The sequence below is a fragment of the Pelagihabitans pacificus genome, from assembly GCF_009371985.2.
GTDB lineage: Bacteria > Bacteroidota > Bacteroidia > Flavobacteriales > Flavobacteriaceae > Pelagihabitans > Pelagihabitans pacificus.
On record NZ_VIKU02000002.1, the window covers coordinates 531,360 to 550,539 of the forward strand.

18 protein-coding genes are annotated in these 19,180 nt (G+C 44.8%); 12 read left to right on the forward strand and 6 right to left on the reverse strand.

What is annotated here, in order from left to right:
* Positions 1-16: 16 nt before the first annotated feature.
* Positions 17-1,036, reverse strand: coding sequence for a quinone oxidoreductase family protein (locus FK220_RS09690; protein WP_152574105.1), 1,020 nt, complete (start codon positions 1,034-1,036; stop codon positions 17-19).
* A gap of 174 nt (positions 1,037-1,210) precedes the next feature.
* On the opposite strand from FK220_RS09690, the gene FK220_RS09695 reads away from it, so the two are divergent.
* Positions 1,211-2,392, forward strand: a complete 1,182-nt coding sequence (locus FK220_RS09695) for a polymer-forming cytoskeletal protein (protein WP_152574106.1) — start codon at positions 1,211-1,213, stop codon at positions 2,390-2,392.
* A gap of 397 nt (positions 2,393-2,789) precedes the next feature.
* On the opposite strand, the gene FK220_RS09700 is transcribed toward FK220_RS09695, so the two are convergent.
* Positions 2,790-3,299, reverse strand: a complete 510-nt coding sequence (locus tag FK220_RS09700; protein WP_152574107.1) for a nicotinate-nucleotide adenylyltransferase — start codon at positions 3,297-3,299, stop codon at positions 2,790-2,792.
* A 252-nt stretch (positions 3,300-3,551) separates the two neighbouring features.
* On the opposite strand from FK220_RS09700, the gene FK220_RS09705 reads away from it, so the two are divergent.
* From FK220_RS09705 to FK220_RS09730, 6 genes are all read left to right on the forward strand, one after another.
* The gene (locus FK220_RS09705; protein WP_152574108.1) at positions 3,552-4,007 is read left to right on the forward strand and encodes a pyridoxamine 5'-phosphate oxidase family protein; all 456 of its coding nucleotides are present in this window, start codon (positions 3,552-3,554) and stop codon (positions 4,005-4,007) included.
* A gap of 160 nt (positions 4,008-4,167) precedes the next feature.
* A complete protein-coding gene (gene ppsA, locus FK220_RS09710) occupies positions 4,168-6,570 on the forward strand; it encodes a phosphoenolpyruvate synthase (RefSeq protein WP_152574109.1) in 2,403 nt (800 codons plus the stop codon).
* 11 nt (positions 6,571-6,581) lie between these two features.
* Entirely contained in the window at positions 6,582-7,178 is a 597-nt protein-coding gene (locus FK220_RS09715; protein ID WP_152574110.1) for a hypothetical protein, read from the forward strand.
* Positions 7,175-8,122 (forward strand): 1-phosphofructokinase family hexose kinase, encoded by a 948-nt coding sequence (locus tag FK220_RS09720; RefSeq protein WP_152574111.1) that lies wholly within the window; start codon positions 7,175-7,177, stop codon positions 8,120-8,122. Before FK220_RS09715 ends, FK220_RS09720 begins: the two co-directional genes overlap by 4 nt.
* Positions 8,123-8,532: 410 nt before the next feature.
* Positions 8,533-10,626, forward strand: a complete 2,094-nt coding sequence (pta, locus tag FK220_RS09725; RefSeq protein ID WP_152574112.1) for a phosphate acetyltransferase — start codon at positions 8,533-8,535, stop codon at positions 10,624-10,626.
* Positions 10,627-10,638: 12 nt separating this feature from the next.
* Positions 10,639-11,841, forward strand: a complete 1,203-nt coding sequence (locus tag FK220_RS09730; protein ID WP_152574113.1) for an acetate/propionate family kinase — start codon at positions 10,639-10,641, stop codon at positions 11,839-11,841.
* Positions 11,842-11,866: 25 nt separating this feature from the next.
* On the opposite strand, the gene FK220_RS09735 is transcribed toward FK220_RS09730, so the two are convergent.
* A complete protein-coding gene (locus FK220_RS09735) occupies positions 11,867-12,352 on the reverse strand; it encodes a hypothetical protein (RefSeq protein WP_152574114.1) in 486 nt (161 codons plus the stop codon).
* Between the two features lie 29 nt (positions 12,353-12,381).
* A complete protein-coding gene (locus tag FK220_RS09740; protein ID WP_152574115.1) occupies positions 12,382-12,777 on the reverse strand; it encodes a hypothetical protein in 396 nt (131 codons plus the stop codon).
* Between the two features lie 133 nt (positions 12,778-12,910).
* On the opposite strand from FK220_RS09740, the gene FK220_RS09745 reads away from it, so the two are divergent.
* The 5 genes from FK220_RS09745 (at position 12,911) to FK220_RS09765 (ending at position 15,207) form a co-directional block, all read left to right on the forward strand.
* Positions 12,911-13,297, forward strand: coding sequence for a hypothetical protein (locus FK220_RS09745; protein ID WP_152574116.1), 387 nt, complete (start codon positions 12,911-12,913; stop codon positions 13,295-13,297).
* 130 nt (positions 13,298-13,427) lie between these two features.
* Complete coding sequence (locus tag FK220_RS09750; protein WP_152574117.1) at positions 13,428-14,099, forward strand: BON domain-containing protein; 672 nt, start codon at positions 13,428-13,430, stop codon at positions 14,097-14,099.
* Between the two features lie 145 nt (positions 14,100-14,244).
* Positions 14,245-14,574 carry a YtxH domain-containing protein gene (locus FK220_RS09755; RefSeq protein ID WP_152574118.1) on the forward strand — a complete coding sequence of 110 codons (330 nt, stop codon included), beginning with the start codon at positions 14,245-14,247 and terminating at the stop codon, positions 14,572-14,574.
* A 6-nt stretch (positions 14,575-14,580) separates the two neighbouring features.
* Positions 14,581-14,922, forward strand: coding sequence for a hypothetical protein (locus tag FK220_RS09760; protein ID WP_152574119.1), 342 nt, complete (start codon positions 14,581-14,583; stop codon positions 14,920-14,922).
* Between the two features lie 9 nt (positions 14,923-14,931).
* On the forward strand, positions 14,932-15,207 hold the full coding sequence (locus FK220_RS09765) for a DUF6327 family protein (protein WP_152574120.1): 276 nt from the start codon (positions 14,932-14,934) through the stop codon (positions 15,205-15,207).
* A 4-nt stretch (positions 15,208-15,211) separates the two neighbouring features.
* Here FK220_RS09765 and FK220_RS09770 read toward each other — a convergent pair whose 3' ends face one another.
* Positions 15,212-16,282: a response regulator gene (locus tag FK220_RS09770; RefSeq protein WP_152574121.1), complete on the reverse strand. Its 1,071-nt coding sequence runs from the start codon at positions 16,280-16,282 to the stop codon at positions 15,212-15,214.
* Positions 16,279-19,152 carry a PAS domain S-box protein gene (locus FK220_RS09775; RefSeq protein ID WP_152574122.1) on the reverse strand — a complete coding sequence of 958 codons (2,874 nt, stop codon included), beginning with the start codon at positions 19,150-19,152 and terminating at the stop codon, positions 16,279-16,281. The genes FK220_RS09770 and FK220_RS09775 overlap by 4 nt, the downstream gene beginning before the upstream one ends.
* Positions 19,153-19,180 lie beyond the last annotated feature (28 nt).

Consider the following 19,180-nt stretch of genomic DNA (forward strand, 5'->3'; position numbering starts at 1 on the left):
TTCCTTAAAATTTGGGTCACCAGCCAACAACTATTTTTCCCATAGACTTTCGGGACTCCAAAAAGCTATGTGCTTGTGCCAATTCAGTTATCGGGTATTCCCCTCCGACATGTGGTTCAAGAATACCTTGTTCGGTCAAATGAATGACGCTTTTCATCGCTCCGGCCACTTTTTCTGGATGTTCTTCGGCCAATTTCAGCATATTTACCCCTATCATTCCTTTGGATTGACTTAAGAACTGCACGGGGTGATAGACACCAAACTGGGCCAAGACCCGTAGCTTTCCAAAAATAGAGTTGGTTTTGTTCATCGAAGAGACCCCATAGGATACAATTCTGCCCCCTGCCCCGAGTAATCGATATCCCTTTTTGACCGATTTACCTCCCATAGGATCAAAAATGACATCCAATCCGCTTTTACCAATAATTTTTCGTACGGCCTCCCCAAAGTCGTTCTGTTTGTAATTGAGGGGATATTGCACCCCATTTGTACGGAGGTATGCGATTTTCTCCGGCGAACTACAGGTGCCAAAAACGATGCATTTTTTGTGGAGTGCCATTTGTGTCAATGCAGTGCCTACCCCCCCTGCGGCGGCATGAATCAGCACTTTGTCATTCTCTTGAAGATTCGCCATATGATGACTTAAAAAGTAGGCAGTGCTATATTGGGTAGCCAAGGCGACAGCGACCCCTGGCGGAAGGTTTTCGGGAATCTTATACACCACTTCCTTTTCGGCCACGGCGTATTCCGCATAGCCTCCAAAACGGGTCAAGGCCGTTACCCTATCGCCTTCTTGTAGATGTTCTACGTTTTCCCCACAGACCGCAATCCTACCGACCACATCATAACCAAGCACGGTCGGAATCGGAGGGGCACCCTTGTATAGCCCTAAGCGCGCCATCACATCCGCAAAATTGAGACCAAAGGCCTCCACTTGAATGAGTACCTGGTCAGGAGCGGGTTTGGGCTTCTCGATATCCCTTATTTCAAAGGCTGTAGCCGAAGGTCCGTATTTGACTAAGTGGGCAGCCCTCATAACGAGACGGTATTGTTTTGATCGCAAGTTAGGGTTTGCCGGCACCTTTCGATATGAGGAAAGTCATGATGGTTGATTTAAAAAGGAAGTAAAGGTCTTTGCTGACCTACATCATTGCCTAACTTATTGATTTTTAATTGTTTTGGACGTTACTAACAATAAATACATCTAATCATGAAAACGTTGATACTTTTCCTTGGATTGTTGTTTCCCCTGGCTGCCGTTGCCCAATACGAAAGTTCAAAACAAAAGACCATCTCCGAAAAACAGTACGATGACCTTTATCGCGCCGGAGACACGGTTAACATCGATGCTACGGTAGCAGGGGACGTGGTAATCGCCGGTGGTATTCTTACCGTGAGGGATACGGTAGAACAGGACCTCATAATGGCGGGTGGCGAGATTTTGGTCAAAGGGTATGTAGGCGACGATATACGAACCGCTGGCGGAACACTCACCATCGATTCCGAAATCGGTGATGATGTCATCATTGCCGGGGGGAAAGTATTACTTACCGAAAATGCCGTCGTTCACGGAAACCTCATCAATTTTTCGGGCGATATCGTGATGAACGGTGCGGTAAAGGGATCGGTCAGGTCGTATTCGGGTGAATTGGAAATGAACGGCACTGTTGGCAAAGGAGCACAGCTCTACGGGGAAGAAATAACGATCAACGGCGAAATATTTGGGGAATCCAAAATCGCGGCCGAGCAAATCCGCATCGGGAACGAGGCAGTATTCCGTGATAATGTCACATATTGGTCAGCCGATTCGGACGTGGACTTCAAAAACTCCTTAAGAGGCGCAACGGCCTCCTTTTCGGAGGAGCTCAAGGGTGAACGGGATGAATTCAACGGTAAAGGCTTCGGAATCGCCGCTATCGGATTTTGGATTTTCTATTTGCTCTCGGCACTTTTGGTGCTTCTACTCCTCAACTGGGCGTTCGGGGACTTTTTCTATTCGGCCGTCGAATACCTTGAGAACGTGCCCCTAAAAAGCTTCGGTTACGGTCTGGTGTACCTATTTGGTGTTCCCGTGCTTATACTAATCGCCTTTATAATCGTTATTGGTATTCCGTTAGGCTTGTTTTTGGCAGGGTTCTATTTGTTCAGCTTATTGTTCGGTCATCTAGTGACCGCCTTGTTGGCCAGTCATTATCTTAATAAAAAATCAGATGGTTCCTGGAGCTTTTGGACGATTGTATTACTGGCGCTGGGATTAGCGGCAACTTTACGTTTAGTAACCTTTATCCCATTTTTAGGTGCCCTGTTATCCATGATATTAATAGCCATTGGTTATGGGTCGCTCGCCTATACCCTATTGCAAAAAAGAGCGTTGCTAAAACTAGGTACCTAAAAGATCCTGCTAGATTCAGTTTGAACGCTAAAATACAGTCTGGAAATGGGCCAAGATACTCCTTGGCCCAAGGTGACGACATGGAACTTTCGAGGAGTAAGAGTACTTCCCCTTGGTTTCAATGGGAATAGAATTTTGCCCCCCCCCTTCAAAGCATGACTTCCCATAACCAAAAATATTCTGTGTACAGCAAGAAGACATCGATTCGGAAGATCCAGAACAAAAATGAAAGCTTAGTACTACCGAAATAAAATCAAACAAAACCAAAAAAAATCCCGGGCTTTCGAGCAGCTTGCGCTACGCCCAGCCCGGGAATAAAAGCTAACCAACACTTTTCGTCCTTAGTCCAAAACACCTAACTTCTTAGGAATTTTGTGCGAAGTGATTTCAGATTCAATTACATAAAATTACCCTGTTCATCCAACTTCACCCGAACGACCTTATCACCATTCTCCAATTTCAACTTATATTTTTTGGATACACCTTTTTTATCGTGATAGTTTACCAAATAAACATCCTTGGTAATAGTCCACCCTGGGAATCGCTCCAATACCGATTTTTTTACCGCATCAGGTAAATTAATATTCTCGAAACGCTCGGCAGTACGAACGAGCTTGCCATCTCTATCATAGGCCGCTAGAATCTTTCCTTGTGGGATGTAAAAGTTAATACGATAGAGATCCCAATCATCTTGGTAATAGTCGGAATCTTTCACATCAAAAGACGCTACTTTACGTTCCAGCATTTGAACAGGCAAGGAAGCGACCTCCCCCGTATTTACGTCATTCAAATACTTGTAATTTGTTGCATAAACGGTAACCTCTGAAAGCTCTTCCGTTTTAACGATTTGCGAGAATGCCTGGGTGGTTAGTCCAATCGCCAGTAAACCTAACAATACTTTTTTCATGATTCTTTTATTTAATTAATAATCAAGCGTTTGCATAAACCAAGTTCGGTTCATATTGCTAATTTATTCTGGTTTTGGCGGTACTACAATGACCTAGGTCAGTCAAATGTTAAAGCCCCGTAGCTAAGTTCCCGGTACCATACGGCACTGATCAAAATCATTTGTATTGAAGTCGAAAGCCCTTAGATTTGATAGTAATAGGGTTGCTCAAATATTGAGGCAGTCTTATCCACAATCCCTAAAACCATGGTTATGATAAAAGATATGGAGCTCAAGGAGTGTAAAAGTGTCCTCAGTAAAAATTATATCGGTCGGATCGGTTATATTTCACAAGGTAGTCCCGATATCCTGCCAATGACCTTTTATTATCATCCCGATCAAAATAGCATTATTTCCTATTCCTCCGAAGGCGGTAAAATTATGGCCATGCGAAACAATAGTTCCGTCTCTTTTCAAGTAGACGATATCGTTTCCGGGAATGAGTGGCGCTCCGTATTGGTGAGGGGCGAATTCGAGGAAATCAGTGGAACCGATGCCAAATACTTGCTTCATGAGTTTTCGGAAGCGGTAAAAGCGGTCATCAAGACAAGGGAAAATGCATCCCCAAAGTTTATCAGCGAATTCTCGAGCAAACTGGAATCCCAAGGCACACCCATCGTATTTCGTATAAGAATTTCAGAAATCACCGGTAAGCAAAGGGTTTCCTAGTCATTTTCAATTGCCGATTACCAGCTGACTTCCGAATTTTTCTACCTTGAGATAATCGATTCCTCTTATTGACCACATTCCAAACCCTATGACCGAAATCATTTGGAATAACCATTGATCGTACTAGTTTCGATAGTCGGCAATACCTAATGTAAAGGACATGAAAAAACAAATTAAAACCTTTGGTACCATCGGTATCTCGGATATAGCCTCCGTAGGGGGTAAAAATGCCTCCTTGGGCGAAATGTACAATCAACTGACCCAAAAAGGAGTACGCATCCCGAATGGTTTCGCCACCACTTCCAGTGCCTTTTGGCATTTCCTCGAAGAGCATGACATACGGGAAGCCTTAAAAAAAATCTTGACCGAATTGGATAGAAAACAGTTTTCGAATCTATCGGTTATAGGTGAAAGAGCAAGAAATCTCATTCTCAAGCATCCCTTTTCAGCTACCTTTTCCACAGCTATCATCCATGCCTACAGAGAATTATGTGGTCAAGAATACAAAGCCGTCGCCGTACGTAGTAGTGCGACTGCCGAAGACCTACCCGATGCCAGTTTTGCCGGGCAACACGACACTTTTTTAAACATTCAAGGGGAGGAAGCACTCCTAGTGGCCGTTAAAAAGTGTTTTGCCTCCCTCTACACGAATCGTGCCATCAAGTACCGGGAAGACAAGGGCTTTGAACATTCCGAAATAGCCTTGTCGGTAGGGATTCAGTTAATGGTACGTTCCGATAAAGGATGTTCAGGCGTTGGTTTTACCATAGAACCTGAATCTGGCTTCGATAATGCCATACTCTTATCCGGGGTTTGGGGCCTTGGGGAGAACATTGTCCAAGGAATTGTAAATCCGGATGAATTCTATGTGTTCAAACCAGGACTAAGGAAAGGCACCTACCCCATCATACAAAAAAAGTTGGGTGATAAGGAATTGACCATGGTGTATGCTTCCAACGAGGTAGCAGCCACGACACTAAATGTCGATACGCCACCTGAACGACAGCAACAGTATGTGTTATCGGACGAAGAGATCGTTACCTTGGCGAAATGGGCCTTACTGATAGAGGACCATTACAAAAAACCCATGGATATCGAATGGGCGAAAGATGGTGTTACGAATGAACTGTTCATTACCCAAGCCCGCCCGGAAACCGTACATCATACCAAAAATAAGAACATTCATATTGAATACCGGTTAAAGGAAAAAGGCAAGGTGTTGGCCCAAGGAAATGCAGTGGGTTCAAAAATAAAAGTTGGCCATGCCCTATTATTACAATCACCTAGAGAGGCCATTGATCTAAAACCTGACACGATTATCGTTACCGATACCATCACACCGGATTGGGACCCCTTGCTTAAAAGAGTGGGCGGAATTATTACAAATAAAGGGGGCAGAACCAGTCATGCAGCAATCGTAGCACGGGAATTAGGGGTGCCGGCAATCGTGGGGTGTGGGAATGCCACAGCAACCATTGAAAATGGCAAGACCGTAACGCTTTCCTGTGCACAGGGGAAAACAGGATACATCTATCAAGGAGCACTCGCCTTTGAGGAAGAGGAAATCGACTTTTCCAATATACGAATGCCCAAGACCGAAGCCAAGTTTATTTTGGCCGATCCCGAAAATGCCTTTTCACTTTCTTTCTATCCTAATAATGGCGTAGGTCTATTGCGAATGGAGTTCATTATCACGCATATGGTGAAAGTGCATCCCATGGCGTTGATCAAGTTTGATGAAGTCACGGATTCCGAAGACAAAAAAGAAATTGAAAAACTCACCAAGAATTATGTTGACAGATCCGCCTATTTTGTGGATACACTCTCGCAGGGCATCGCAACGATCGCAGCGGCTTTTTACCCAAAAGAGGTAATTGTACGTTTAAGTGATTTCAAAACCAACGAATACGCCAATTTGATAGGAGGAACCCCTTTTGAACCCAAAGAGGAAAATCCGATGCTCGGTTTTAGGGGGGCTTCTAGATACTATAGCGAACTTTATAAGGATGGATTTGCATTGGAGTGCGCCGCAATCAAAAAAGTACGCGATACCATGGGACTCACCAATCTAAAAGTGATGGTTCCTTTTTGTAGAACCGTTCAAGAAGGTAAACAAGTACTGCGCATCATGGAAGCAAACGGATTAAAACAAGGAGTCAACACCCTCGAAGTATACACCATGATAGAGATACCCAGCAATGTAATTCTGGGCGAACAATTTGCAGAAATCTTTGACGGATTCTCGATCGGTTCCAACGATTTGACCCAACTCACTTTGGGTATTGATCGCGATTCTGAAATCATGGGGCAATTATTCGATGAAAATGAGGAAGCCGCAAGAAAAATGATTGCGCTGGCCATTCAAACGGCACGTGAAAAGTCTGTAAAAATCGGTCTGTGCGGACAGGCTCCAAGCGACTTTCCCGAATTTGCCGATTTTTTGGTAAAGGAGGGCATCAACAGTATCTCTTTCAATCCGGATGCGCTGCTAAAAGGGATCAATAATATCAATAAGGCGGAGCGAAAAGCAATTGAATCGGGAACCTTGATCGGCAGCAACTAAAGAACTTTCACATGACACGAAAAAAAGGAAAACTGATACTTACCATCATTGTCGGGGCATTGGTATTTCTTTGGATAGTGCTAACATTCGTTGCACAGCGCAAAGGACCGGAACGGATGGCGAGCTTCGGTAATGAATCAAGTTCCCAAAAAGCGTTGATCGTTTACAACCCGGATGTGTTCTACAATTTAGACGAACAGGTCTGTACCGCATTTGCCGAAGGACTTACCGAAGCGGGCTGGTATGTCACCATTGCCACCGTAGCGGCGGCCGAGAAACTATCCCACGAAACCCATGAACTTCATGTTTTCTGTGCCAATACGTATAATTGGGCACCGGACTGGCCGACGAGCAATTTTATTGAAAACCATCCTTCGCTGGATAAAAGCAAGGTAGTTGCCATCACATTGGGAAGCGGCTCCACCAAAAGATCGCAATCGCTACTGGAGGAAATCATCCAACGAAAAGAAGCAGAGCTCCTTTCTTCGGAAGTTTATTGGTTGATGCGGCCAAACGAAGATACCAGCACCGAGAAATCGAACATAGAAGCTGCCCTTGAAAGCGCCAAGGCTTTGGGAAAAAAGACCGCACAAAGCATCCTGGAATGAATAATATCATCACCCTCACCGTAAACCCGGTGGTAGATAAGAATACCACTGTCCCAAGACTCATTCCCCATTCGAAGTTGCGCTGTACAGCACCTATCTACTTTCCAGGAGGGGGTGGTATCAATGTCTCGAGGGCCATTCGTAACCTAGGAGGTGCCTCCACCGCCATTTATTTGGCTGGCGGGGCTACAGGCATACGCCTCAGAGAATTAATGAACGAATCGGACATCGTACAGCAAACAGTACCTTTAAAAGGGGAGACCCGTCAAAATCTTTCGGTAATGGACCAATCGACCCAATTACAATACCGTTTTAGTCCTCCAGGTCCGTGGGTACATGAAAAAGAATGGAAAAAAGCCTTATTACTAGTCGAAAAAAGCCTTAGTCAAGGAGATTATCTGGTCGCCAGTGGAAAACTACCACCGGGTATTCCCCCTGATTTTTTTGTAAAGGTGGCCACAATTGTGAAGAACAAAAATGCCAAATTAGTGCTCGACACCAAAGGGGAAGCACTGAGACATGCCATTAAAGCGACTATTTTTCTTTTCAAACCCAATATTTCCGAGCTGGCCAGTTTGCTAGGAAAATCTTCGATTGTATTCTCTGAACTAGAAGTATTGGTCCAAAGTTTTATGAAAACCCATCCCTGTGAAATAATGGTCGTTTCCTTGGGTTCCCAGGGCGCTTTATTGGCGACCAAAACACAAATAGAGTATATTCCTGCACCCATCGTACCGCAAAAAAGTCTTATTGGCGCCGGCGATAGCATGGTCGCAGGCATGGTTTTAAGCTTGATGGAAGGTAAAACGCTTCGTGAAATGGCACAATTTGGCGTTGCTTGCGGTAGTGCTGCCACCATGCGTACAGGGACACAGCTTTGCGAAAAAGAACAAGTGCAACCCTTGTTTGACTGGATCAGGTCTAATGTTAAAGTTTTAAAATAATGGTAAAACTGACTTAGGTCATTTTATCTCGTACAAAAGCCTCGTAAATTAGCCCCATCATTAGCAGTAAAGCGGTTCTTTAGCAAATTAATGATATTGGTCCGTATCCCTGCAAGGGGGTATTGATCATAGTGGGGGATCGACGAAATCTTTGCTCCGATCGACCTCTAGTCCATTTTAGCAATAAAGTGGTTTAAAGGATGGATTGAAAGTATTGATGAACTTAATCTCTCATGGGAAACAGGAAGCTTCGGCTTCCTGTTTTTTTTTGTAGCGGAACAATAACCCCAATAACAATCGTTTTAGCGATAGGAAGCTCCTATTTTTATCTTTTACTTAACCTAGCCGGCATTCCCATTCATAAAATCTTTGCTTAACTTCGGCCCTTTTAAAACAAGTAGCTTTTATCAATGAGCAAAGCCATTTACATTGCCACTACCGAGCCCAATAGCGGCAAATCGATCGTTTCATTGGGACTCATGCAACTCTTATTGGGAAAAACGGCCAAAGTCGGCTATTTCAGACCAATCATCGACGATTTTAATAATGGGGAAACCGACAATCACATCCGCACAATATTGACCCATTTTGAGCTGGATATGGAATTTGCAGATGCCTATGCCTACACCCGTAGTAAGGTGGTGCAAAAAAAGAACGAGGATAAGGACGATGAAATTCTGAGTTACATCATCCAAAAGTACAAAGCTATTGAAGAGCGGTTCGACTTTGTATTGGTCGAGGGAACCGATTTCTCCGGTGAGGGAGCTATCATCGAATGGGATATCAATGTACTGGTCGCCAAAAACCTAGGTATCCCAGCTGTGATTATTACGGCTGGCACGGGAAAAACCCTCGAAGAATTGCTCGGAAACCTCTATATGGCCTATGATTCCTTCAAGGAACAAGGGGTTGAAGTGCTATTGACGGTGGCCAACAAAGTGCAGCCCGAGAATCAGGAATTGGTGGTTTCCGAACTTCGGAAAACACTTCCCAATAATGTATTGGTAGGATGTATTCCCTTGAATCCCATGCTCGCGAATCCATCGGTCAAAGAGATTGCAGACAAGCTAGGGGCCGAGGTATTGTTCGGGGAATCGTTCCTGAACAATCAGGCTGGCAGATTTAGTGTGGGCGCTATGCAGCTACGCAATTACCTTACCCATCTCAAAAAAGATAGTCTGGTTATTACCCCAGGTGACCGAGCAGACATTATTCTAGGTGCCTTACAGGCCAACCTATCGGCAAATTATCCCAACGTATCGGGCATGATCCTTACCGGCGGATTGGTACCCGAGGAGCCGATTATCAAACTGATCGAGGGGCTTTCGGATATTGTTCCCATTTTATTGGTGAAAGGGGGAACTTTTTCCGTCACCAATCGAATCGGTGCCATACGGCCCCGTATTTATGCGGAAAATATCCAAAAGATTACGACATCGATACAGGATTTCGAGAAGTACATACCCGTCAATGACCTCGCGGAACGGCTCATTACCTTCGAAGCAAAAGGGATTACGCCCCGAATGTTTCAGTACAATTTGCTCAAACGAGCCAGATCTGCAAAAAAACATATCGTTTTACCAGAGGGAATGGACGAACGAATCCTTATAGCTACAAAAAAATTAATTGATTCGGAAGCGGTGAGCATTACCTTGCTGGGCGATCAAGAGCAGATTCAAGCCAAGATTGCCGAGTTGGACATCGACCTTAAAACAAGTAGTATCGATATCGTTGACCCCAAGAAATCTCCCCATTTTATAGACTATGCAACCACCTTGTTTGAATTGCGAAAACATAAAAATGTAAACCTCGCCATGGCCATGGACCTCATGGAAGATGTTTCCTATTTTGGAACCATGATGGTGTACAAGGGACATGCCGATGGAATGGTGTCCGGTGCCGTACATACCACCCAACACACCATACGACCTGCGCTCCAATTTATTAAGACGCGTCCCGAGGTCTCCATTGTATCCTCCATCTTTTTTATGTGTCTCCCTGATAGGGTAACGGTTTTCGGTGATTGTGCCATCAATCCGAATCCTACTGCAGAGCAATTATCGGAAATCGCGATATCCTCTGCAGCCACCAGTGCCGCTTTTGGCATCGAGCCCCGTATCGCCATGTTGTCGTACTCTTCCGGTGCGTCCGGAGTGGGCGAGGATGTAGACCGCGTACGCCTGGCAACCGAAATAGTCAAACAGAAAAGACCGGACTTAAAAGTAGAGGGACCCATTCAATATGATGCCGCCGTCGATAGTAAGGTCGGTAAAAGCAAGTTGCCCGACTCCGAAGTGGCCGGGCAGGCGACCGTATTTATTTTTCCCGATTTAAATACGGGTAACAACACCTATAAAGCGGTACAACGGGAAACAGGTGCCCTAGCCATTGGACCCATGCTGCAGGGACTTAAAAAACCGGTAAACGACCTGAGCCGGGGGTGTACCGTGGACGATATTTTCAACACGGTCATAATTACCGCGATACAGGCCGAGGGAATCTAAGGAATTAAAACTATGAACATTCTCATCATCAATAGCGGGAGCTCCTCGATAAAATACCAGTTGTTCGATATGCCTTCAAAACGGGTGATATGTGCTGGAGCTATTGAACGTATCGGCAGTGATGAAGCTATTTTTAAGTATAAGGCCAAAGACGTTTTTGTCGAAGAAGAACGGAAAATACACACTCATAAACGAGGGCTAGAGGAAATCGCGGACATGTTGCGCGATACCCATAAGGGGGTCATAAAAATGGCGGATGAAATCCATGCCGTAGGTCACCGAGTAGTGCATGGTGGCAACCGCTTTTCAGAAACGACCTTGATCAATAAGGAAGTTAAGGAAAAAATCAGCGCCTTTTCAACCCTTGCCCCGCTGCACAACCCTGCAAACCTAGAGGGCATCATACTGGCCGAGGAGATCTTTCCAAAGGCCAGTCAGGTTGCGGTTTTCGATACCGCTTTTCATCAGACGATGCCTAAAAAGGCGAAAAAATATGCGATTCCAACAGCCTTATTTACCGAACATGGCATACAGGCTTACGGCTTTCACGGTACCAGTCACAAATATGTCTCCGAACGGGCCCTGGAATATCTAAATCAAGACAACCCCAAAATGATATCCATTCATCTAGGGAATGGCTGTAGCATGACGGCGATCAAGAATGGAAAAAGCGTTGACCACAGTATGGGTTTTGCACCTTCCAACGGATTGATCATGGGCTCCAGAAGTGGGGATATCGATCATTCGATTGTTTTTCATCTGACAGAGCAGCTGGGCTATGGGCAGCACGCGGTAAAGGAAATGCTACTAAAAAAAAGTGGTTTGTTGGGGCTCACCGGATACAACGACCTGAGAGACATACAGGCAGAGGCTAAAAAGGGAAATGCCGATTGTTCACTGGCCCTGGAAATGAGTGCCTACCGAATTAAGAAGTATATCGGTGCCTATACCGCCGCAATGAATGGACTCCATGCCATACTTTTCACTGCGGGAATTGGTGAGAATTCGAGCATCCTGAGAAAAATGGTCTGCCAGGAAATGACGTATTTCGGTATTGAACTGGACGACTTCAAAAATGAATCGGGATCAAGTGGCATTCGGGAAATAAACACTGCTTCATCCAGGGTAAAAATCCTCGTGGTGCCGACTAACGAGGAGCTGGAAATCGCACAGCAAACATTTGCACTTTGCGGGAAGCTAGGTAAAGGCTTTTAAACCCGTCTTGTGTTAATAATCGGATTCACCGTTGCCCTTCCTCCTGCGACTCCATTAGTCCAGGATGGTATTTCTTCAAAAATGCGTTTCTCAACGAGTCCATTTGTTTGATGATGCCTTCCATATCGGAATGATGCCGTTCCCAATTTTTGAAGAAATAGTCTTCCTCGAAAAAATCCTTCATGAACAGGGAATCCTTTCTTGGAAAAGAAGGAAAAAAACCGTTCCGCGAAAGCGGTGCCTCCTGATCGAAATAACTTCGAAAAGAATCCATGATACTGTCCAAATTTATCTTGAGCGATTCCCCATTAGGGTTTGAATAGGAATAGGAATAAATCGAATCGTACCGAATCAGGTTCCCGAATTCGTCATACTCTTTTTTCACCTCCCATTGCCCCTCGGGTATTTCGGTGGAGTCCTTTTTTACCTCGGCCTTTTCCAATTCGCTTTCTTCTTGCCCTTTACAACCGGCAAAAAGCAAAATCAACACCATAAACATTATTCTCTTCATGATTGTTATGATTTAAAAGGATACATATTTCAATCATTGCTCCGGCGTACACCACGATTGCTACGACCTCTATTCGCATTGTGCTCTTCATGGTAGCGTCGAATATTGTCATCGTTGTAATTTCGAATGCGCTCATAGCGCGACCTTCTCAAGTCGATATTGCGATACCGTGTCGGCAATACCTTTCTACGTACCCAGACCCCGGCATCTAGATAAACGTACGTGCGTGACGACAAGTCGTAGTAAAAACTGAACTCGGGAAAATAGACATAGCGTACCAGTTCGAGTCTGTTGGGATAAAACCAAGGAGGAGGGGGATCGGCCACCCTGGTGGTAAGCACCACCGGACCACAGCTTGCCAAGAGTAAAAACAGCACATAAACAAAAAATAACAATAACGACCGGTAACAAGCTCTATATTCCATTTTCGAGGGTTTGATACTACAAAATAAATGGAGCAGGTTTGTTTTCGAAATGACCTACATCATTTTCAAACCGCTCTGTATCAAATAATTTTGAATATCATATTCATACGACATACAAACAAATACACAGGCCATGGAAAAAGAGATCATATACGATTCAAACCTACATTTTGAACATATTCATTGGAAATCCGAACTCGCTTTTTGGAAAGACGAACTCAGGTCTTTCAATAACAGATTAAGTGAATTGGTAACCCGTTGGACCAAACAGGAGGTATTGAAACAACTGGAGCATTTCCAGAACGAGTTCATATTACATGGTGGAATCATCGACGATTTACTGGAAACCATCGAAGAGCACGAAACAAGCATTGAGGGCCATAGCAAGATGGGGCGGGAAGCGATGGATATAGCGCTCGTAAAAAAACATATGGAATTCAGGGATCAAATGGAGACGCAGCGCCAGATTTATGCCGATTTAAAAAAAGAGTTCTTTCAATTTTTGACCAAGTATATGTAGGGTTACCAAAGACTCCGATTACCTCCTCCGACTATGATACCCGAACCTTATATGAATTTGGTCAATCCCCTATCATTGTTTGGCGTGCATTTCACTCCCATGTAACTATCTTTAAGAATACTTGAACGCAATGAAAACAGATGCAGAAATCAGAAGACATATCCTGGACGAATTAGCTTGGTTACCGGGTGTTGATGAATCCCATATCGGCGTCACAGTCGAAGACGGTATCGTAACCCTGAGCGGAACGGTAGATGAACACAGTAAAAAAGTCGCGGCCCATGAAGCGGTAAAGTGTGTGGCCGGTGTGAAAGCCGTAGCCGAAGATATCGAGATTGTACACGGTGAAGATTATTCGAAGACCGATAATGAAATCGCAAAGGCGGCAGTCAGCGCGTTGGAATGGAACGCCTCGGTACCCAAGGAAAAAGTAATGGTATTGGTAGAGGATGGCTATATCTATCTTACAGGAAACGTGCCATGGGAGTATCAAAAAAAAGCCGCCCAACGTACGGTGGAAAACCTCCGTGGGGTAAGGGGAGTAATCAATACGATTGAAATTATCCCTACGGCAGAGCCGAGCGATGTTGAAAATGAAATAAAAAGAGCGCTGGAACGTTCGGCCAATCTGGAGGAAAAGGGTATCAGGGTGCAAGTAGACGGACGCACTGTGCAACTCAAAGGCAGGGTACATTCCTTAAAGGAAAGGGAGTTGGCGGAAAAAGCCGCTTACAAGGCGCCGGGCGTACAAAAAGTTCAAAACGATATTGTAGTTCAAATCCATCCTGCATACTCTACCTGACGGCTCTAACCTAAAAAATACTTCATCCCAATATCGACCGGGCCCTTACACCTGGAACCGTATGATATAAATCATTTCAATTCGATCGTCTTTGATTTACATTTGATACAGAGTATTAAAGATTCGTTAACTTAAAATCATCATCATGACAAACGATAGTGGAAATGTAGTTTTTGCCTTGTTAACAGGGGCGGCGTTAGGAGCCGCGTTCGGTGTATTATTTGCACCGGACAAGGGTTCGGAGACCAGGGAAAAAATTAGAACCAAAGCAGTCGATGCCAAGAACGACCTCACCGATAAGGTCACGCATGCGAAAGAGGAACTGAGCAAGACCATAAAGGATAAGAAAGAAGAGTTCGATCACAAACTGGAAGAAACCCTCAGCCACATGAGCTATAAGGCCGATGACATCATCGCTACCTTGGAACGCAAATTGGAGGAATTAAAAAAGAAAAACGCCCAACTTCAGAAATAGCGGCCCATGGCTTATGATGAACTAAAAAGAGACCTCACGGAGGCAGATGCCGATGTGAGGTCCTATCTCGAACACAGTGAAGAGTATTTTAAACTCAAGGTTTTCAAGGTGCTCATGGGGTCGGTCACTGCAGCCGCCAAAGCCTTATTGGTAGGAGCCGCAACGCTGGTGGCGCTGCTCATGCTATCCTTTGCAGCCTCCTATGCCTTTGGATTGGTCCTGGGCAGTAATTATCAGGGATTTTTGATCGTTGGCCTTTTTTATGTACTGGTCGCCATCCTATGTTACCTATTTCGAGATAAATTGGACACACCTTTGCTACGTAAGTTTTCCGACTATTTTTTTTGAAACACCATCATGAAGCGATATAGTTCTTTTGAAGAGGTCGACACCCGTTTACGAGTTTTGGAACTCCAACGGGAAATCGATAAGGAAAATCTAAAACTCAATCTGAACAGTGCCAGGACAAATCTCTTGCCCTCGCAGCTCAGGAGCGGATTAGGCCTAAACGACACGCTTAAAAAATTGGCGCTTACCTTTGTACTGAAAAAGGTGTTAAAACGGTATAAGGATCGCAGGGATGAGCGCCTTTTGGAACAAAGACGTGAAACAATTGCCGAACAGACAACCTAAAAAACTACCTAAAATCCGCCACACGTTTTAGTTCTTCCTTGTTCAACAAAACAATCCTCCTACCTTGATCGGTGGTAATAAGACCTTCCTCCTTGAAATCGGATAAGGTTCGTATCGCGGTCTCGGTCGCTGTACCTATCATTCCCGCAAAATCTTCCCGGGGAATCCCCACACCTCCGTTCACCTTATCCATGATAATTCCTTTTTGGTACAACTCCAATAAGGCCTTGGCGGCACGTTGTCGTACGGATGCATAAGCCATATCCACCAAATGCTCCTGAACATCGATCAGGTTATTGGATACCATTCCTATGAACTTTTGGGAGACCAGGTGATTGCCGTACAACAACTTGGTGAAATCATCCTTTGGTATGGCGCATACCTCGGCGTCCTCCATGACCGTTGCCGTTTCGATATAGGTTCCTGATTTATTCAGAAGGGATAACTGCCCCACAAAATCACCGGCTTTATAAATGCCGGTCACGAATTCTTTCCCCGACTCGGTCCCTTTATAGGTTTTGATGGTTCCACTCTCTATGAAATAGAGGGAATGTGCGCCGTCTCCCTCCCAATAAAGAAATTCCCCTTTTTCGAGCTCCTTTGGACGATATTCTTTCGAAAGCTCCTCCAAATCCATGTACTGGGATGCTTCTTCCAGAAAAGTATTAAGGCCTTTAATATTTTTGGCGATTTCTTTCTTGAGGAAATTGTTCTTTTGAAGGCGGCAGTCGATCGCTTCCAAAAGTTCCCTTTCTTCAAAGGGTTTCGTCAGGTAATCATCCGCACCCATATTCATCCCGAGACGCATGTCGGCCCTCGCTGTCTTTGCAGTTAGGAAAATGAAAGGAACACTGGCTGTAGCACTATTTTTCCCTAGTTGCTCGAGTACCTCGTATCCATCCATTTCAGGCATCATGATATCGCATACCACGATGTCAGGTATAAATTGTTTGGCTTTTTCCACTCCTTTTAGGCCATTTTCGGCTGTGGCCACTTGGTAGTTTGCGAGTTGCAAAATCTCCGCCGTGTTTTCACGTACGTCTTGGTTATCCTCAATGAGTAGTACTTTTTTCATTTTCTTTTCAGGTTTAAGGGTAATTCTACGATAAAGGTGCTTCCCTTACCTTCTTTACTTTTAAATCGCACAGCGCCACCCATAAGTTCGGTGTATTGTTTAACGATATGCAGTCCAAGGCCGGTACCTTGAATATTGGTGACGTTCCCGGCACGGAAAAATCGTTGGAACAGGCTCTTTTGTTCCTTTTTAGGAATGCCGATGCCCTGGTCCTTAATCTTGATCAAAAGCTTTTTTCCCTCTGTGGCGATACGACATTTAATCTTCGTATGCTCCTCGGAATACTTGATAGCGTTCGAGAAAAGATTGTTTAGGACATGGCTGAGCAGTTTTGGGTCTAGATACACCAAAACTTCCGTATTGTCCTGTTCTAAAATAAGTTCCTGTCCTTCCTTCAGGTTTACTTCCATCTCATCTATCAATGACTTGACAAAATCGATCAGTTCAAATTGTTGCGCATGCATTTGTACCTTGCCTTCTTCCAATTTGCTCAAGGATAGGAAATCGTTCAGGATTACCACCAGATTCCGCACATTCGCCCGAATGCGCATCACGTGTTTTTTTCTTTTCTCTTCCTGACCCGGTTCGTTTTGTTTTCCGATAAGAATCGCAGAGGATAGGATGGCACTCAGAGGCGTGCGAAATTCGTGGGAAGCCATGGAGATAAAGCGCGACTTTAATTCATTGAGTTCCTGTTCTATTTTCAGGGCATTCGACAATTCTTGTTGTACTTTTTTCTGATCGGTAATATTGCTGTAAACAAACAAGGCCCAAACAACGTCGGGATCATCCGACCACAAGGGAGTGGAATTCGCCGTATAGCTATTTCCCATGTACTCCAGCTCGAAAGTAAGATGACTTCCGTTCAGGGTTTTATTGACATCTTCACGGATTTTCCCGATCTGTTCTTTTGAAAAAATCGGAAGATCATCAATACGTAATCCCTCGAAATCGCCTTTTCTAAGGTTAAACCGTTTCAGTTCCTGTCCCTCGACATATACCAATTCGAAATCTTGATTGAACACTACGATGACACCTTTGGGAAAGTTTTGGGCAATGGCCGAAAATAGTGCTTGGCTTCTTCGCGCCCTGCTTTCAGCGGACCTGGTTTCCTGTATCTGATCTTCCAGGCTTAAATTGATTTCCACCAGTTGCTGTACCGTGTCCTTAAGTTCTACGGTACGTTCTTTTACCCGCTGTTCCAAGGTTTGGGCGTAGGCCTCCAATTGTTTCCTACTCGTAAACAACTCGGTTCTAATATCATGATGTTCGATTGCCAGGGCACTGAGTTGGGTAAGATCGGCCATGATCTCTTTGTACGCTTCCAATGATGTCTCCGGTGTCTTGCAATAAACGGCGAAAGTACCCAGCACCTCGTCTTTCACCGATAAAATGGGGAACGCCCAACAAGAGACAAATCCATTGTGTAAGGCGACCTCCTTATTGTTTTTCCAAAGCGGGTGGGTAGCAATATCGGGCGTAAAAATCTCCTGTTTCGTATGCGCCGCAGCCCCACAACAACCCGCTTCCGGTCCCACGGCCAATCCTTCCATGGCTTTGACGAACGGTTCCGGGAGGTGGGGCGCTGCCAAATTGCGTAGGATACCTTTATCATCCACTAGTTGAATGGCGGCCCTACAGCCTTTTACGTGTTTTTCGAGTGCTTCCACCAAGCAATTACCTATCGCATCCAACGGGTGGTCCTGCGCAATCATCTCTAAAATCTTTCGGATATCATCCTTAAGCTGAATCGCCTTTTTTTTGTCCGTTACGTCGTGCTGTACCCCGATGAAATGGGTTAATCGCTGTTCTTTATCATAAACGGGGGTAAGCGTAAGCTCGTTCCAAAAGAGTGTGCCGTCTTTACGATAATTGCGTAGGGTCTCTTTACAAAGCGTACCCGTCTTGATGGCTTTGCGAATATTTTCAATCCCGGGCTGATCTCGATCGTCTTTCTGCAAAAAGCGACAGTTTCTTCCCAAGGCTTCACTACTTCTATACCCCGTCATATGGGTAAAGGCAGGATTGCTATAGATAATCGGAAGATCGGGTTGTTGCGCATCCGCAATCAAAATACCGTTCCCCGCGGCATCCAAAGCCCTATTCCGAATGTGTAATACGTCTTGTATTGCCTTATTTTGGGTGATATCCCTAACAAGGGTGAGGAGACGGTGATTGTTTAATCGCACCGTACGGGCTTCATAGACTATCTTTCCCTTTTCACCTTGCATGGTGTATTCCCGAATTTGTACCTCCTTTTCCTTGATCGCTTTTCGATGTGTTTTGAGTATCTCCCTGGCCATTTCCGGTGGAACCACCTCCTTGATGTTTTTACCAACCAAGTCTTCTTCACTTACTTGAGAATCTCCCCGGTTGGGCATGTAACAGTCGAGGAAATCCCCTCGGAAATTATGAATGAACATCATATCCGGAATGGCTTCCAAGAGCGCATTGCTCTTTGCCTCATTGGCCCTTAACTCCTGTTCCACCAGATACTGTTGCGTAGCGTCCTTTACAAAAGCAATCGTCACCGAATGGTCGTTGACCACCGCTGGACTAAGACTGATTTCTACCGGAAATTGGGAGCCATCCTTTTTTAAACCCCATAGGTTCCGGTTCTTGCCCATGGGCCTGGCCATCGGGTTTTTGATGTATTTTCTCCGATGTCCGATGTGCTTTTTTCGCAGGTTTTCCTGAATCAGTTGTTCTACCCTGCATGCTGTAAGTTCTCCGTTGTCATAGCCGAACATATGTTCCCCGGCCGGGTTTATTGTAAGAAGTGACCCATCATCATCGACAACGAGAATTCCTTCTACCGAGGATTCAAAAATGCTCTGAAAAAGCTTCGTATTATCCAGTTCGTCTATCATAAGAACTTATTACTTAGTACATTTCCCA

Coding starts and splice junctions, on each gene's coding strand:
- FK220_RS09690 (WP_152574105.1), bottom strand. CDS start 1,036: ATGAGGGCTGCCCACTTAGTCAAATACGGACCTTCGGCTACAGCCTTT.
- FK220_RS09695 (WP_152574106.1), top strand. CDS start 1,211: ATGAAAACGTTGATACTTTTCCTTGGATTGTTGTTTCCCCTGGCTGCC.
- FK220_RS09700 (WP_152574107.1), bottom strand. CDS start 3,299: ATGAAAAAAGTATTGTTAGGTTTACTGGCGATTGGACTAACCACCCAG.
- FK220_RS09705 (WP_152574108.1), top strand. CDS start 3,552: ATGATAAAAGATATGGAGCTCAAGGAGTGTAAAAGTGTCCTCAGTAAA.
- ppsA (WP_152574109.1), top strand. CDS start 4,168: ATGAAAAAACAAATTAAAACCTTTGGTACCATCGGTATCTCGGATATA.
- FK220_RS09715 (WP_152574110.1), top strand. CDS start 6,582: ATGACACGAAAAAAAGGAAAACTGATACTTACCATCATTGTCGGGGCA.
- FK220_RS09720 (WP_152574111.1), top strand. CDS start 7,175: ATGAATAATATCATCACCCTCACCGTAAACCCGGTGGTAGATAAGAAT.
- pta (WP_152574112.1), top strand. CDS start 8,533: ATGAGCAAAGCCATTTACATTGCCACTACCGAGCCCAATAGCGGCAAA.
- FK220_RS09730 (WP_152574113.1), top strand. CDS start 10,639: ATGAACATTCTCATCATCAATAGCGGGAGCTCCTCGATAAAATACCAG.
- FK220_RS09735 (WP_152574114.1), bottom strand. CDS start 12,352: ATGAAGAGAATAATGTTTATGGTGTTGATTTTGCTTTTTGCCGGTTGT.
- FK220_RS09740 (WP_152574115.1), bottom strand. CDS start 12,777: ATGGAATATAGAGCTTGTTACCGGTCGTTATTGTTATTTTTTGTTTAT.
- FK220_RS09745 (WP_152574116.1), top strand. CDS start 12,911: ATGGAAAAAGAGATCATATACGATTCAAACCTACATTTTGAACATATT.
- FK220_RS09750 (WP_152574117.1), top strand. CDS start 13,428: ATGAAAACAGATGCAGAAATCAGAAGACATATCCTGGACGAATTAGCT.
- FK220_RS09755 (WP_152574118.1), top strand. CDS start 14,245: ATGACAAACGATAGTGGAAATGTAGTTTTTGCCTTGTTAACAGGGGCG.
- FK220_RS09760 (WP_152574119.1), top strand. CDS start 14,581: ATGGCTTATGATGAACTAAAAAGAGACCTCACGGAGGCAGATGCCGAT.
- FK220_RS09765 (WP_152574120.1), top strand. CDS start 14,932: ATGAAGCGATATAGTTCTTTTGAAGAGGTCGACACCCGTTTACGAGTT.
- FK220_RS09770 (WP_152574121.1), bottom strand. CDS start 16,282: ATGAAAAAAGTACTACTCATTGAGGATAACCAAGACGTACGTGAAAAC.
- FK220_RS09775 (WP_152574122.1), bottom strand. CDS start 19,152: ATGATAGACGAACTGGATAATACGAAGCTTTTTCAGAGCATTTTTGAA.